The organism is Bradyrhizobium sp. UFLA03-84 (assembly GCF_002289535.1).
Classification (GTDB): domain Bacteria; phylum Pseudomonadota; class Alphaproteobacteria; order Rhizobiales; family Xanthobacteraceae; genus Bradyrhizobium; species Bradyrhizobium viridifuturi.
On the sequence record NZ_NSJY01000014.1, the window covers coordinates 1213807 to 1227184 of the forward strand.

Below are 13378 nucleotides of genomic sequence, written 5' to 3' on the forward strand. Positions count from 1 at the left end.
CTCAAGAAACCCGCGTCGAATCAGAACAAAAGGCACTTTGAAGGATGCGAATTCTCTGCACCAATGATGACGGCATCAACGCTCCGGGCTTGAAAGTCGTTGAGCAGATCGCACGTGCTCTCTCCGACGACGTCTGGATCGTTGCCCCCGAGCTCGACCAGTCCGGCGTCTCGCATTCGCTGTCGCTCAACGATCCGCTGCGGCTGCGCGAAGTCAGCCCGCGCCACTTCGCGGTGCGCGGCACGCCGACCGATTGCGTCATCATGGGCGCGCGCCACATCCTCGGCGACAAGTTGCCCGATCTCGTGCTGAGCGGCGTCAACAAGGGCCGCAACGTTGCCGAGGACGTGGTCTATTCCGGCACCATCGCCGGTGCGCTGGAAGGCACCATCCTGGGCTTTCCGTCATTTGCGTTGTCGCAGGAATTCTCGATCGAGACGCGTAACGCGCCGCTGTGGGACACCGCGCTGAAGTTCGGACCCGACATCATCCGCAAGGTGATCGGCGCCGGCGTGCCGAGGAACACCGTGATCAACGTCAACTTCCCGTCGTGCATGCCCGATGACGTCAAGGGCATCCGGATCACGCGGCAGGGCAAGCGCAATCAGGGTTTTCTGAAGATCGATCGCCGTCACGACGGACGCGGCAATCCGTATTTCTGGATCGGCTTCGAGCGCGCCGCGATGATGGATACGCCGGCCGAAGGCACCGATCTTGCCGCGCTTGCCGCACGCTACGTCTCGGTGACGCCGCTGCGGCTCGATCGCACCGATGAGGCGTTTTCGGAGACGCTGACTGATACGTTGAAGTGATCTCTAGTAGCCCGGATGGAGTGAAGCGAAATCCGGGCCGCTCGCAATGCGTGGACGGCTTCCCTGCAGATCAGGTGATATCTAAACCGGCGCGCTCCGCATCGCGCTGGAGATCACCTGCGCCAGCGTTTCCAGCTGGAAGGGCTTTTGCAGCGCCGGACGGTCGCGATATTCCGGAGGCAGGCCGGACGAGCCGTAACCGGTCGCGAAGATGAAGGGACGGTTGCGGGCGTTGATCAGCTCGGCGACCGGGGTGATCACCTTGCCGTTGACGTTGACGTCGAGGATCGCGAGGTCGAATTCGGTCGATTGAGCGAGCTTGACGGCTTCGCCGATTTCGCCGGCCTCGGCCGCGACACTATGGCCGAGCTCCTCCAGCATGTCGGCGACCATCATCCGGATCATGACCTCGTCCTCCACGAGGAAAACTGAACAGCCCGCCGGCCGTATCGCTGTCATGATGGAATCCTTGCCCGTCCCTCAATTAGGCTCGCAAATAACACTACGAGGCGCAATGCAAACGTTTGGGAATTAGTAGGTTTCCGGCGCGCGCCGCTGCATCGCCGGATCGTCTTGGCTGACTCGTTGCGCGAGATTCGTCCAGCCTCTGACCGGGGACGACGGCTCTACCCGTCGTTCGCGCACCCCGGCGCTAACCGCGCATCGCAATCGATTATATGGGAAGCTTGCGGACCGGCGCCAACAGGAAATCGGAGCGCCGGTTCCTGGCCGGGAACAAAAGGTGACGGGAAATTTTTCCTTAACGCGGTATTTCGGATTTCAATGGCATCTAGCAGGAGCAAGATTCTGCGCTGCTGCCCAGAGACGCTGATGAACATGGCCCTGAAGCCCGATCCGACCGAGAAGATGATGTTTCAGCTCACCCTGCGGCGGCGGGGGGTCAGCGATCAGGCGGTGTTGCGTACCATGGAGGAGGTGCCGCGCGAGGTCTTCGTCGACCCGCGCGATCGCAACGAGGCCTATCGCGACAGCGCGCTTGCGATTGATTGCGGGCAGACCATCAGCCAGCCCTTCGTCGTGGCCTACATGACCGAGCAGTTGCAGCTGCAGAGGGATCACCGCGTGCTCGAGATCGGCACCGGATCGGGCTATCAGGCGGCGGTCCTGTCCCGGCTGTGCAAGCAGGTCCTGACCATCGAGCGCTACCGGACACTGGCCGACGGTGCGCGCAAGCGCCTTGAAAAGCTCGGCTATTACAACATCGAGGTGCTGCTCGGCGACGGCTTTGACGTCCCGGCGGGGGCGGGCGATTTCGACCGCATCATCGTCACCGCGGCGATGGAGCAGATCCCGGAGAAGCTGCTCGACCGGCTCGATCCCGGCGGCATCCTGATCGCCCCGGTCGGGCCGCACCAGGGCACCCAGACCCTGGTCCGCGTGGTGCGGACCGAGAACGGCTTCGACCGCAAGGAACTGGTCGACGTCCGCTTTGTGCCGGCCCTGCCGGGAATCGCGCGCGAATTGTAAGTGGCGATTTGCTGCTTGGCGCCAACGCCTTATTCGCAGGGTTAAGCGGTTATTTACTCGCGACGTGTTTACTCAAAACAGTCTTTTGTTGCGTACGAGTGAGTAACCATGTCTGGGGTTGTTGAGTTGCTTCGCTCGCGTCGCGTACCGCAGGTTGCGGTGCTGACGCTGATGTCCATGGCTTTTGCCGGTTGCAGCGCCGACATGTCGTCGCGCTTCTCGCAAAATTCCTACTCGCAAAATCCGTTTGCGTTCGATCCGCAGCCGACCGGCACCGTGCAGCAGGCGCCGCCGCGCGAGCTGCCGCAATACGCGCGGCCGCGGACCCAGCCGCAATATTCGCAGTATCAGTCGCAGCCCTTGCCGCCGCCGGTCGCGGCGCCGCAGTCCTACCCGGTCGCCAATGCCGGCGTCTCCGGAGGCGGGCGCGGGATGTCGTCCTACACGCCGCCGCCGGCGCGCCCGCAGATCGAGGCCACCGGCAGTGTGCCGCATTCGGTCGCCGCCGCGCATGCTTCGCATAACGGCACCACCATCATCGTCGGCACCAGCGATACGCTCGAAGTGCTGGCGCGCCGCTACAACGTCTCGACCGCCGAGATCCTGCGCGCCAATGGCTACAAGGGACCGCGCGCGCTGTCGCCCGGCCAGCAGCTGATCATCCCGCGTCCAGGGGCAGTTGCCGCAGCACCTGCGACGGCCGCGCCGGCCGCGCGGCCCGTCGCCGTGGCGGCCGCGCCTGCCGGTGTCCACTACGTCAATCGCGGCGACACGCTGCACAGCATCGCGCGCCAGCACCACATCCCGGTTGCCGAGCTCGCCCGCGCCAACAATCTCGATCAGTCGGCCCGGCTCAGCCTCGGCATGAAGCTCGTGGTGCCCGGCGCCAAGACCGCGATGGCGGCTCCTGCGCCGGTTGCGCAACCTGTTGCTGCTGCACCGGTCGCAACCTTGGCTCCGGCACCGGCCGTGGCGGCCCCGAGGGTGGTCGCCAGCGCGCTGCCGCAGCAGAGCGCCCGGCTGGTTCAGCCGACCGCCACTGTCGAGCAGCCCGCAGCCGTCGCGGAGACGCCGGCGGCCAAGCCGGCCGAGACCACCAGCGCGCTGCCGACCTTCCGCTGGCCGGTGCGCGGCAAGGTCATCACCGCATACGGCTCGAAGACCAACGGCAAGGTCAATGACGGCATCAACGTTGCGGTGCCCGAAGGCACGCCGGTGAAGGCTGCCGAAGACGGTGTGGTCGCCTATTCAGGCAACGAGCTGAAGGGGTACGGCAATCTCGTGCTGGTCCGCCATTCCAATGGCTACGTCACGGCCTATGCCCATGCGAGCGAGATCCTGGTGAAGCGCGGCGATACCATCAAGCGCGGCCAGGTGATCGCCAAGTCGGGCCAGACCGGCGAAGCAGGCTCGCCGCAGCTTCACTTCGAAATTCGCAAGGGATCGTCTCCGGTCGATCCGCTCCAGTTCCTCAACGGCGCATAAGTTACGCGCCGGGACTTCCAAGTCTCACAACAAAGACAACGGGGGAGGCGCGAGCCTCCCCCGTTTTGTTTGATCTAAGAGGCGATGCGATCAGGTTGGATCGTCATCGCGCTGTTCCGGCTCGTGCTCTAGAAGTCGAACGTCATGCCGGTCGTGACCGCGCTCGCCTTGTTGCCGGCGACCACGTTGTTGTTGGCGTCGCGTCCGCACACGCCATAGCCGTGACCGCTGACGCCGAGGCAGTAATGCGCGCCGGGGCCGTTGCGCAGATAGCTGCCGACGAGATACCAGGTCGCGAACGGGCTGAAGTGATACTTGACGCCCGCCGCGTACTGATCGGCGCTGCTGTCCACGCTGTTGAGCGCGAAGTCAGCCGAGCCAGCCGCCGGAGTGACGGTGTAGTTGTTGAACACGCCGGTCCCGGGCGAGCCTGGCGAGGCGTTGGCGTGAGCCCATGATGCGCTGACGTCCCAGGCGCCGACCGATTGCGTGGCGCTGATGAAGTAGCCGTCACGTGACCGCTCGTTGAAGTCGGCAACGGTGTTCTCGCGGCGCATGATCTCGTAGATGCCGTAGAGTTGCAGTTTGCCGATGCCGTCGTTGAAGCCGTAGCCGGCGCCGAACTTCGCGGCCCATTCGTTGGCGATGCCGACGGCGCCCGGCGGCACGATTAATACGCCGCCATTGCTGAGCGGCGTCACCGCCTCGTCGCCGGTGCGGTTGGTGCCCTCGTGCATCTCGTAGGCCGCGACCGCGGTGAACGGTCCCTGATTGTAGGTCAGCGATGCGCTGTAGAGGTTGCCGTATGAGCCGTCGGTGCAGCCCTCCGGCGCCGCGGTCAACGGGAAGCCGCTGCCGCTGCCGCGGGCCGAGGTGCCCGGACAGTTGAAGTCGCCGAGCGCGAAGTCGCTGTTGTCGCGCGCCGTATTCTGTCCCGGCGAAGCCATCAAGGTCGCCTGGAAGCCGTTCCAGATCGGCGACTCGTACCAGACCGCGTGCGCGGCGCGCCAATCGAACTCGGCGCGGAGGTCGCCGCCGGTGTTGCCCATGATCGAATTGTAGTCGCCAAGCGTGGCCGAGAACGGATCGAACTTGGCGGTGGATTTCTTGTACGGCGTATCGGCCTTGCCGGCCTTGATCGCACCCCACGGCGTTTCCATTCCGATGAAGCTGTCGCGCGTGCCGAGCGCAGCGCGTTCGGTTGGCGTTGCCGCGACCTCGACCAGCGATTCGAACTGCGCCACCGCGGCCCATCCGGCGAAGCCATACGGCTCGAGATTGTGCCGGGCGCGAACGCCGAAATAGGTGAGGTTGCTCGAAACGCCGAACTTGTTGCCCTGATCGAACACGCCGGCGTTGAAGAAGTCGCCCGAGAGGTCCACGTGGCCATAAAGGGTCACGGTGGTGTTGTCGACGAAGGCATTGGTGCCTGTCGCCTTGGTGTAGAGCGGTGCGCCACCGATGCTGACGACGGCATGTTCGGGAGGTGGGGTCGGGGAGGGCGCCACGGCCGCGTGCTGGACCGGATTGCCCTTCGGCGTCGCCGCGGCCGCCGCCGGCGGGGCCGGATGGCTCGCGATGTGGTTCACGCGATCCCTGAGCTGGGCGTTCTCCTTGGCGAGTTTCGCGTTGTTGCGTTCGAGTGCATCCAGACGCGCCATGACGTCGTCGAGTGTTGCCGCGTGGATCGGGCCTTGCGTGAGCGCCAGACAGATCGCTGCGGAAGCAGTTCCTGCGAGAAGTCTCTTCTTCATTCATTTCCCCATTTGCCAATCGCCTCGGCGGGGTGCTGAGGCTGCAAACGGGCGGAAATGCTAAGATATACCAAATGCCAGATACACGGGTGTGGGATACACCGAGGACGATAAACACGCCATGTGACAAAATAGGTACTATGATACTGTTGCAGTGCATCAATTTGTCGCAGGGTCCTTTTGGGAATAAGATTTGACTTACCTGCTTGCGGTTGAAGTCATTGATGTAATTACAGTTTGCGAATTGTGTCAGTGTTGCTGACAAGTTATGACCGCAACGCAACATCACACAGCGATCTTGGGATAATGCATGCCAATCTCGAGCAGGTATGCATGCGATTGATGGTTTGATATTACCGCGTCGGGTCTAGGCCGGCTGATATCTGCTCGACCATCTCGCGCAAGAATTGCGGTGGCCCGTAGGCGTGCCATTCGCCGTCGGATTGCAGCAGGAGGGGCCGTCGCATGTCGCGGCTGAAGGCTTCGAGCCAGGCGCGCGCCTTTGCCTTCGGCCGCGGACCGGCGGCAACCGCGACGTCGACCGGGATCGCCCGCCAGACGAAGCTTGCGGGAAGAAAGATGAGATCGGATCTGTCCGGACGCATCCATTCGGGCAGCGGACTCGTCGGCGCCAGCCAGCCGCAGACGAATTTCCGGCAGGGGTCGACCGGGCGCTCGGCGTAGATCGTGCATTTGCCCGCGCTGCTGAACGGACACGGCTGTCCCGGATGCACGTCGTGGTCGCGAATCCGGATTTTCAGCCAGCCGTCACAGCAAGCGGTGCACTCGCCACATCGTCTCGCAGTCGTGCTTGGGTCGGCCGGCATGGGCCGAGTGTAGCCATGCCGCACCGAATCCAGAAGGCCTGCACGGCCCGAGGCGCCGCTCGCGCTATGCGCCGCCGAGCCGCACGCCGAGTCGGCCGGCGAGCTCCTGCGTGTACTGCCAGGCCACGCGGCCCGAGCGGGAGCCGCGGGTGGTCGACCATTCGAGCGCCTCGCGCTCGAGCTCGTCCTCGGCGATCTTGATGCCGAAATGGTCGCAATAGCCCTTCACCATCGCGAGGTACTCGTCTTGGCTGCAGCGGTGGAAGCCGAGCCAGAGGCCGAAGCGATCCGACAGCGACACCTTCTCCTCGACCGCTTCGCCCGGATTGATTGCGGTCGAGCGTTCGTTCTCGATCATCTCGCGCGCCAGCAGATGGCGCCGATTCGAGGTCGCGTAGAGGATGACGTTGTCGGGGCGTCCCTCGATGCCGCCTTCCAGCACCGCCTTCAGCGACTTGTACGAGGCGTCGTTGCCGTCGAAGGAAAGGTCGTCGCAGAACACGATGAAACGGAACGAGGAGCCGCGCAGCAACTCCATCAGGCCGGGCAGGCTCTCGATGTCCTCGCGATGGATCTCGATCAGCTTCAGCCGGTCGGCCGGCTTGCGATCGACATTGATGCTGGCATGGGTGGCCTTGACCAGCGACGACTTGCCCATGCCGCGGGCGCCCCAGAGCAGCGCATTGTTGGCGGGCAATCCGTTGGCGAAGCGCTCGGTATTCTCCATCAGGATATCGCGCATCCGGTCGACGCCCTTGAGCAGGCCGATCTCGACGCGGCTGACGCGCGGCACCGGGGCAAGGCGCCCGTCCGGATGCCAGACAAAGGCGTCCGCGGCGCCGAACGCGCGGGCCGGATCGGAGGCCGGGGAGGCGGCCGCAAGGCGGCTCGCGATGGCCTCCAGGGCGTTCGCGATCCGCTCGGCGGCCGCGCCGTCGAGCGGCATGACCGGGCGTTTTGTCGCGGCGTTTGCGGCACGCTTGGCGGCAGCTTTGGGGGCGGTTTTGCTGGTTGTTTTACTGGTGGTTTTTTTGGCTTTTTTCGGCATTTGTCCAGTTCCTGTCGGCGCAGCCTTATCGGGCTGGCGGCGGTCCCGCAAGCGCCCTAAATGAAGGTCCGTTAACGTTGCAATTGGGACCGCGGCCGCTATAGTCCGCGCGAATTTGTCCGGACCGCCATACCGCCCCGAAGGTCGAGGGTGCTGCCGGTTCTTTCCCGTCTTATCCGAGGATCGTCCGAATGCTGATTACTCCTGCGTTTGCTCAGGCTGGAGCAAGTGGTGACACCAGCAGCATGTTGATGTCGCTGCTGCCATTCGCACTGATCTTCGTCATCATGTACTTCCTGATTCTGCGCCCGCAGCAGAAGAAGGTGCGCGATCATGCGGACCTCGTGAAGAACATCCGCCGCGGCGACACCGTGGTGACCTCGGGCGGCCTTGTCGGCAAGGTGACCAAGGTGGTCGACGACGACCAGATCGAGTTCGAGATTTCGGACGGCGTCCGTGTGCGGCAGATGCGGCAGATGATTTCGGGCGTGCGGACCAAGGGTGAGCCGGCGAAGGGCGACGCCAAGGACGAGGCATCCGCGAGCTGATCGCCGCGGAAGCCTTTTGCCGAATCTGACAGGTCAATTCGATGTTGTATTTCACGCGGTGGCGAGCGCTGGGGATCATCCTGATAGCGCTGGTGGTCTGCCTGTGCGCCGTGCCCAATTTCTTCCCCGAAGCGCAGGTGAAGACCTGGCCGGCCTGGGCGCAGCGGCGCCTCGTGCTCGGTCTCGATTTGCAGGGCGGCTCGTACCTGCTGCTCGAGGTCGACGGCAACTACGTGAAGAAGGAGAAGCTCGAGCAGGTTCGCGACGACGCCCGAAAGGCGCTGCGTGATGCCAGGATCGGCTTCACTGGCGGCATCACGATCCGCAACGACGCCGTCGAGGCCCGGATCGCGAAGGAGGCCGACGTTCCGGCGGCGCTGACCAAGCTACGCGAGATTGCGCAGCCGATTGGCGGGTTGCTTGGGTCCAGCGGCCAGCGCGATCTCGATGTGACCGATGCCGGGGGCGGCCTGATCCGCATGACCGTGTCGCAGCCAGCGATGATCGAGCGGATGCGCAAGACCATCGAACAGTCGATTCAGATCGTCGAGCGCCGCGTCAACGAGCTCGGCACTGTCGAGCCGGTGATCCAGCGTCAGGGCACCGACCGAATCCTGGTGCAGGTGCCGGGTCTGCAGGACCCCACGCGGCTGAAGAAGCTGCTCGGTGAGACTGCGAAGATGGATTTCCGGATGGTCGACACCTCGGTGTCGCCGGACCAGGCCCAGCAGGGCCGGGTACCGCCTGACTCCGAACTCCTGACGAGCGCGTCGCCGCCGCCGGTTCCGTATGTCGTCAAGAAGCAGGTCCTGGTGTCCGGAGGCGAACTCTCCGACGCCCAGCCCGGCTTCGACCAGCGCACCGGCGAGGCGATCGTCAGCTTCAAGTTCAACACGTCGGGGGCACGCAAATTCGCGCAGGCGACCGCCGACAATGTCGGCCAGCCGTTTGCGATCGTGCTCGACAACAAGGTGATCTCGGCGCCCGTGATTCGCGAGCCGATCACCGGTGGACAAGGCCAGATCTCCGGCAGTTTCACCGTGCAGTCGGCCAACGATCTGGCGATCCTGATGCGCGCCGGCGCGCTGCCGGCGCCGCTGACCGTGGTCGAGGAGCGCACCGTCGGTCCGGGCCTCGGTCAGGACTCGATCGAGAAGGGCGAGCTTGCCGCCTATGTCGGCTCGATCCTGGTCATCGTGTTCATGCTGCTGACCTACCGGCTGTTCGGCGTGTTTGCCAACATCGCCGTGACCATCAACGTCGCCATGATCTTCGGGCTGCTGTCGCTGCTCAACGCCACGCTGACCTTGCCCGGCATCGCCGGCATCGTGCTGACGGTCGGCATCGCGGTCGACTCCAACGTGCTGATCTACGAGCGCATCCGCGAGGAATTGCGCGGCGGCCGCAATGCGATCTCGGCGATCGATGCCGGCTTCAAGCGGGCGCTGGCGACCATCCTCGACTCCAACATCACCACCTTCATCGCTGCCGCCGTGCTGTTCTATATCGGCACCGGGCCGGTGCGCGGCTTTGCCGTGACGCTCGGCATCGGCATCATCACCACGGTGTTCACCGCCTTCACAATGACGCGCCTGATCGTCGCGGCATGGGTGCGGTGGAAGCGGCCGCAAACCGTGCCGATCTGAGAGGCCTCTCGTGACCCATACCGTTCTCATTGGCCTTGGCATCCTGATTGCCGTGCTGACCGTGGTCGCGGCGCTCGGCCTGCTGCCGTCGCTGCGCATCGTCCCCGACGATACGCATTTCGACTTCACGCGCTTTCGCCGCATCAGTTTCCCGATCTCGGCGCTGCTCTCGATCCTCGCCATCACGCTGTTCTTCACCCACGGCCTGAATTTCGGCATCGACTTCAAGGGCGGCACGCTGCTTGAGGTGCGGTCGAAGTCCGGCACGGCCGACATTGCCGCAATGCGCACGACCTTGAACGGCCTTGGCCTCGGCGAGGTGCAGTTGCAGCAGTTCGGCGGTCCGGCTGAAGTCCTGATCCGCGTCGCCGAACAGCCGGGCGGCGACAAGGCACAGCAGGACGCGGTGACGAAAGTGCGCGGCGCGCTCGGCGAGACCGTGGACTACCGGCGCGTCGAGGTGGTGGGGCCGCGCGTCTCCGGCGAGCTGCTTGCCTACGGCATGCTCGGCCTGATGCTCGCGATCGTCGGCATCCTGATCTACCTCTGGTTCCGGTTCGAATGGCAGTTCGCGCTCGGCGCCATGATCGCCAACGTCCACGACATCGTGCTCACGATCGGCTTCATGTCGATCACCCAGGTCGACTTCGACCTCACCAGCATCGCGGCGCTGCTGACGATTCTCGGCTACTCGCTCAACGACACCGTCGTCATCTACGACCGTATCCGCGAGATGCTGCGGCGCTACAAGAAAATGCCGATGCCGCAGCTGCTCAACGAATCGATCAACTCGACGCTGTCGCGTTCGATCATCACCCACGTCACCGTGACGCTGGCGCTGCTCGCGCTGCTGCTGTTCGGCGGCCAGGCGATCCACAGCTTCACGGCCGTGATGATGTTCGGCGTCGTGCTGGTCGGCACCTACACCTCGATCTTCATCGCCGCGCCGATCCTGATCTATCTCGGCGTCCACACCACGCGGGGCGAGGCGCAGGATGCGCCGGCCAAGAAGCCGGACGCGGCGGCAGCCAAGAAGTAGCCGGCATGAGCAACCCCTCGGACGCTCCCCATCTTCCGAGGTCGGCGCCGATCGAGGCTTACGGCAAGGGCGGCTTCGCGTTCGCCGATATGTCGCATCGCGGCTCGCTGTTGTGCCTGCCGGATTCGATCTGGGCCTGGCCGGTCACGAGGCCGCAGGACATCGACGAATATTCGCTGCAAAAGGTGTTCGCGGCCGCCAACGCGATCGACACGCTGATCGTCGGCACCGGCACCGAGGTCTGGGTGCCGCCCAAGGGCCTGCGTGAGGCCTTGCGTGCGGTCCGCGTGGTGCTCGACCCGATGCAGACGGGTCCTGCGATCCGCACCTACAACATCATGCTGGGCGAGCGGCGCCGGGTCGCGGCGGCGCTGATCGCGGTACCATGAGCGCGGTGGAGGCGCCGAAGGACGGCGCGGCCTTCTGCGCCGATCTGGTGCGGACCCATGACTTCGTGCGCTACGCGTCGACCTTGTTCCTGCCGGGTCCGGAGCGCCGGGCGCTGCTCGCGATCTACGCCTTCAACATCGAGGTTTCGCGCGTGCACGAGCAGGTCAGCCAGCCGCTGCCCGGCGAGATGCGGCTGCAATGGTGGACCGACATGCTGGCAGGCGCCGGGCACGGCGGCGTCGAAGGCAATCCGGTCGCGGCAGAGTTGCTGTATGCGATCCGCAACCACCGCTTGCCGGTCTCGCCGTTCTCACAGCTGGTCGAGGAGCACCAGTTCGATCTCTACAACGACCCGATGCCGACGCTGACGGCACTCGAGGGCTATCTCGACGCCACGGCCTCAGTGCTGTTCTCGCAGGCGACGCGCGTGACGGCGCGGCCATCGGAGGCGATCGATCACCTGGCCCGCCATGCCGGCCTTGCCCAGGGCATGGCGCAGGTCATCGCGGCGCTCGGCCGCGACGGATCGCGGCAGCAGCTGTTCCTGCCGCTGCAGCTGCTGCAGCAGCACGGCAGCAGCAAGGAAGAGGTGTTTGCCGGCAAGCCGACGCCGAACATCCGAGCTGCGATCGACCAGCTTGCTGACGAGGCACAAGGCCATCTCAAGACCGCATTCGGGCTGCTCGCGGATGTGCCGTCGGGCGTTCGGCCGATCTTCCTGCCCCTCGCTCACGTCAGGCGCGAGCTCAACCGGGTGAGGAAGGGCGATTCCGATCCGTTCCTGCCGAAGCCGGTCTCGCGCCTGCGCACGCTCTGGACGTTGTGGCGAGCCGCGCGCACCGAGGAGTTCGGTCGCTAGCTCCTCTCTCTCGAGATGTGCTTGGTGAAGATCCGGACCGTTACGCCCCTGACCATGGGGCCGCTGTCATAGATGTCGGATGCGATTTGCTCAACTGCATCGCGCAACGCGACGAATTGCGCCTGCCGCGCCATGCTCGCTGTTCCACGCGTGCCGGCGAGCTCGTCCATTGCAGCGTCGCTGATTTGGCATTCAACTTCCTGGTCGCCGTTCATCATGGTGAAGCCGAACGCCAGGCGTTCAGAATCATATCCCCCGATACGGCCACGGGTGAGTGGCATTAAGCTTGTCCCTTGAGCGCGCCAGCCCACGCAAAGAGTGGGGCTTCGCACCGCGTTTGTCGAGGGCCACGCACATAGCGAGATGCGCGCAAATCAGCCGGCGGGCCGATCCATCTCTGCCACTTCAAAATTGAAGCGGTCACGTAGATTCTTGCGTTGCTCGAGGATGTCCTTGAGGAACTCGCGATCGGCGTCGCTGCGCATCATCGGCTCGATCAGGTCGATCTGATTCATGGCGACGAGCTGCAGGATTTCGGTGCGCGGCTTGCCGGCCGCATCGCGCGGCAGCGCGTGCACGATCTGGATGTGTTCGGGCGGCTTGACGCCCCTGGCCGCGGCGAGCTCGTTGCGCAGCGTCTTTTCCAGCGCGGACTGGTCCGCCTCGACGAAGGCGTACAGCCCGACGCCGACGCGCCGGTCAGCGAACGCAACGATCGCGGTGTCGCGCACGTCGGGATTCCGGCGAATCAAATCGACCAGCACCGGGGCGTCGTTGACCAGCCGCCGGCCACCGCCCTCGCGGTCGGTGAAATTGAAGATGCCGCGCGTGATCGCCTGATAGACCTTCTTGCCGGTCTTGAGCCAGACGCTGGCGACCGCCGACTTCTTCGCCAGCACCTTGCGCTCCATAGGCGTCAACGCTTCCGGCGCGTAGCTGCGCTTGTGCTTCAACAGATGCCGCAGATCCTCATAGGCCGCGATGCGGAACAGCCGGCTTCGGGTCTTGAAGCAGGCGGCGAGCTGGAAGTCGGTGAGATAGGCGCGGCCATCGCGGCCGACCAGCCAGTTCTGCTCCTTGGCGAGGTCGTTGTGGCAGATGCCGGCGCGATGCAGCTTGCGCAATGCGGCCTTGGCGGAACGGAAATAGGCGACGTCGCCATGCGGCTTCGCCAGATGCAGCGCCGCGCCGTCGATGAAGCCGCGCACCAGCGCGCGCCGGCCGGCCCACAACAGCTTGGGCCCGACGTCGAGGTCGCGCGCCAGCGTCAGCGCGCGGCGTTCACGCGAGAACAGATGCAGCGCCACCGCGAACGACCAGAACGGCACCTGATCGAGCCGGCGCAGCACGCCCTCGACCTCGCCGTCATCGGTGCGGAAACGGCCGCGCTCGACGGTGGAGAACACATCGCGCTTGAGCAGCACGCCCTGGCTCCATCGCGCCGACAGGGTGGCGTCGTCGTCTTTCGGCAAGCTCATGATG

14 protein-coding genes are annotated in these 13378 nt (G+C 64.8%); 8 read left to right on the forward strand and 6 right to left on the reverse strand.

What is annotated here, in order from left to right; genetic code table 11:
* Window positions 1-44: 44 nt before the first annotated feature.
* Entirely contained in the window at window positions 45-812 is a 768-nt protein-coding gene (gene surE / locus CK489_RS27265) for a 5'/3'-nucleotidase SurE (protein WP_095734446.1), read from the forward strand.
* An 81-nt stretch (window positions 813-893) separates the two neighbouring features.
* Here the strand turns inward: surE and CK489_RS27270 are convergent, their stop codons facing one another.
* Window positions 894-1271 (reverse strand): response regulator, encoded by a 378-nt coding sequence (locus CK489_RS27270; protein WP_095734447.1) that lies wholly within the window; start codon window positions 1269-1271, stop codon window positions 894-896.
* Window positions 1272-1643: 372 nt separating this feature from the next.
* Between CK489_RS27270 and CK489_RS27275 the strand changes: the two genes are divergently transcribed.
* Together CK489_RS27275 and CK489_RS27280 are read left to right on the forward strand one after the other, a co-directional pair.
* Entirely contained in the window at window positions 1644-2300 is a 657-nt protein-coding gene (locus CK489_RS27275; RefSeq protein ID WP_050630546.1) for a protein-L-isoaspartate(D-aspartate) O-methyltransferase, read from the forward strand.
* Between the two features lie 108 nt (window positions 2301-2408).
* Window positions 2409-3785 (forward strand): LysM peptidoglycan-binding domain-containing M23 family metallopeptidase, encoded by a 1377-nt coding sequence (locus CK489_RS27280; protein ID WP_095734448.1) that lies wholly within the window; start codon window positions 2409-2411, stop codon window positions 3783-3785.
* A 128-nt stretch (window positions 3786-3913) separates the two neighbouring features.
* Here the strand turns inward: CK489_RS27280 and CK489_RS27285 are convergent, their stop codons facing one another.
* From CK489_RS27285 to CK489_RS27295, 3 genes are all read right to left on the reverse strand, one after another.
* Entirely contained in the window at window positions 3914-5539 is a 1626-nt protein-coding gene (locus CK489_RS27285; protein ID WP_095734449.1) for a porin, read from the reverse strand.
* Between the two features lie 353 nt (window positions 5540-5892).
* Window positions 5893-6273 (reverse strand): hypothetical protein, encoded by a 381-nt coding sequence (locus tag CK489_RS27290; protein ID WP_095734450.1) that lies wholly within the window; start codon window positions 6271-6273, stop codon window positions 5893-5895.
* Between the two features lie 157 nt (window positions 6274-6430).
* Window positions 6431-7414: an ATP-binding protein gene (locus CK489_RS27295; RefSeq protein ID WP_050630550.1), complete on the reverse strand. Its 984-nt coding sequence runs from the start codon at window positions 7412-7414 to the stop codon at window positions 6431-6433.
* A 191-nt stretch (window positions 7415-7605) separates the two neighbouring features.
* On the opposite strand from CK489_RS27295, the gene yajC reads away from it, so the two are divergent.
* Genes yajC through CK489_RS27320 form a run of 5 tightly spaced genes read left to right on the forward strand, consistent with a single transcriptional unit; the run spans window position 7606 to window position 11896 of the window.
* Entirely contained in the window at window positions 7606-7962 is a 357-nt protein-coding gene (gene yajC, locus CK489_RS27300) for a preprotein translocase subunit YajC (RefSeq protein WP_050630551.1), read from the forward strand.
* Between the two features lie 41 nt (window positions 7963-8003).
* A complete protein-coding gene (secD, locus tag CK489_RS27305) occupies window positions 8004-9608 on the forward strand; it encodes a protein translocase subunit SecD (RefSeq protein WP_050630552.1) in 1605 nt (534 codons plus the stop codon).
* A gap of 10 nt (window positions 9609-9618) precedes the next feature.
* Window positions 9619-10647 carry a protein translocase subunit SecF gene (secF, locus tag CK489_RS27310; protein WP_050630553.1) on the forward strand — a complete coding sequence of 343 codons (1029 nt, stop codon included), beginning with the start codon at window positions 9619-9621 and terminating at the stop codon, window positions 10645-10647.
* Between the two features lie 5 nt (window positions 10648-10652).
* On the forward strand, window positions 10653-11036 hold the full coding sequence (locus CK489_RS27315; RefSeq protein WP_021081228.1) for an Mth938-like domain-containing protein: 384 nt from the start codon (window positions 10653-10655) through the stop codon (window positions 11034-11036).
* On the forward strand, window positions 11033-11896 hold the full coding sequence (locus tag CK489_RS27320) for a phytoene/squalene synthase family protein (protein WP_095734451.1): 864 nt from the start codon (window positions 11033-11035) through the stop codon (window positions 11894-11896). The genes CK489_RS27315 and CK489_RS27320 overlap by 4 nt, the downstream gene beginning before the upstream one ends.
* Here CK489_RS27320 and CK489_RS27325 read toward each other — a convergent pair.
* Window positions 11893-12177 (reverse strand): DUF1488 family protein, encoded by a 285-nt coding sequence (locus CK489_RS27325; protein WP_095734452.1) that lies wholly within the window; start codon window positions 12175-12177, stop codon window positions 11893-11895. The genes CK489_RS27320 and CK489_RS27325 overlap by 4 nt on opposite strands.
* 93 nt (window positions 12178-12270) lie before the next feature.
* Entirely contained in the window at window positions 12271-13374 is a 1104-nt protein-coding gene (locus CK489_RS27330) for a serine/threonine protein kinase (RefSeq protein ID WP_050630557.1), read from the reverse strand.
* Between the last annotated feature and the right edge of the window lie 4 nt (window positions 13375-13378).

What these genes read in the sequence shown, in the direction of transcription:
- CK489_RS27270 (WP_095734447.1), bottom strand. Translation starts at nt 1,271, where the DNA reads ATGACAGCGATACGGCCGGCGGGCTGTTCAGTTTTCCTCGTGGAGGAC.
- surE (WP_095734446.1), top strand. Translation starts at nt 45, where the DNA reads ATGCGAATTCTCTGCACCAATGATGACGGCATCAACGCTCCGGGCTTG.
- CK489_RS27325 (WP_095734452.1), bottom strand. Translation starts at nt 12,177, where the DNA reads ATGCCACTCACCCGTGGCCGTATCGGGGGATATGATTCTGAACGCCTG.
- CK489_RS27315 (WP_021081228.1), top strand. Translation starts at nt 10,653, where the DNA reads ATGAGCAACCCCTCGGACGCTCCCCATCTTCCGAGGTCGGCGCCGATC.
- secD (WP_050630552.1), top strand. Translation starts at nt 8,004, where the DNA reads ATGTTGTATTTCACGCGGTGGCGAGCGCTGGGGATCATCCTGATAGCG.
- CK489_RS27275 (WP_050630546.1), top strand. Translation starts at nt 1,644, where the DNA reads ATGAACATGGCCCTGAAGCCCGATCCGACCGAGAAGATGATGTTTCAG.
- CK489_RS27285 (WP_095734449.1), bottom strand. Translation starts at nt 5,539, where the DNA reads ATGAAGAAGAGACTTCTCGCAGGAACTGCTTCCGCAGCGATCTGTCTG.
- CK489_RS27320 (WP_095734451.1), top strand. Translation starts at nt 11,033, where the DNA reads ATGAGCGCGGTGGAGGCGCCGAAGGACGGCGCGGCCTTCTGCGCCGAT.
- CK489_RS27280 (WP_095734448.1), top strand. Translation starts at nt 2,409, where the DNA reads ATGTCTGGGGTTGTTGAGTTGCTTCGCTCGCGTCGCGTACCGCAGGTT.
- CK489_RS27295 (WP_050630550.1), bottom strand. Translation starts at nt 7,414, where the DNA reads ATGCCGAAAAAAGCCAAAAAAACCACCAGTAAAACAACCAGCAAAACC.
- yajC (WP_050630551.1), top strand. Translation starts at nt 7,606, where the DNA reads ATGCTGATTACTCCTGCGTTTGCTCAGGCTGGAGCAAGTGGTGACACC.
- CK489_RS27330 (WP_050630557.1), bottom strand. Translation starts at nt 13,374, where the DNA reads ATGAGCTTGCCGAAAGACGACGACGCCACCCTGTCGGCGCGATGGAGC.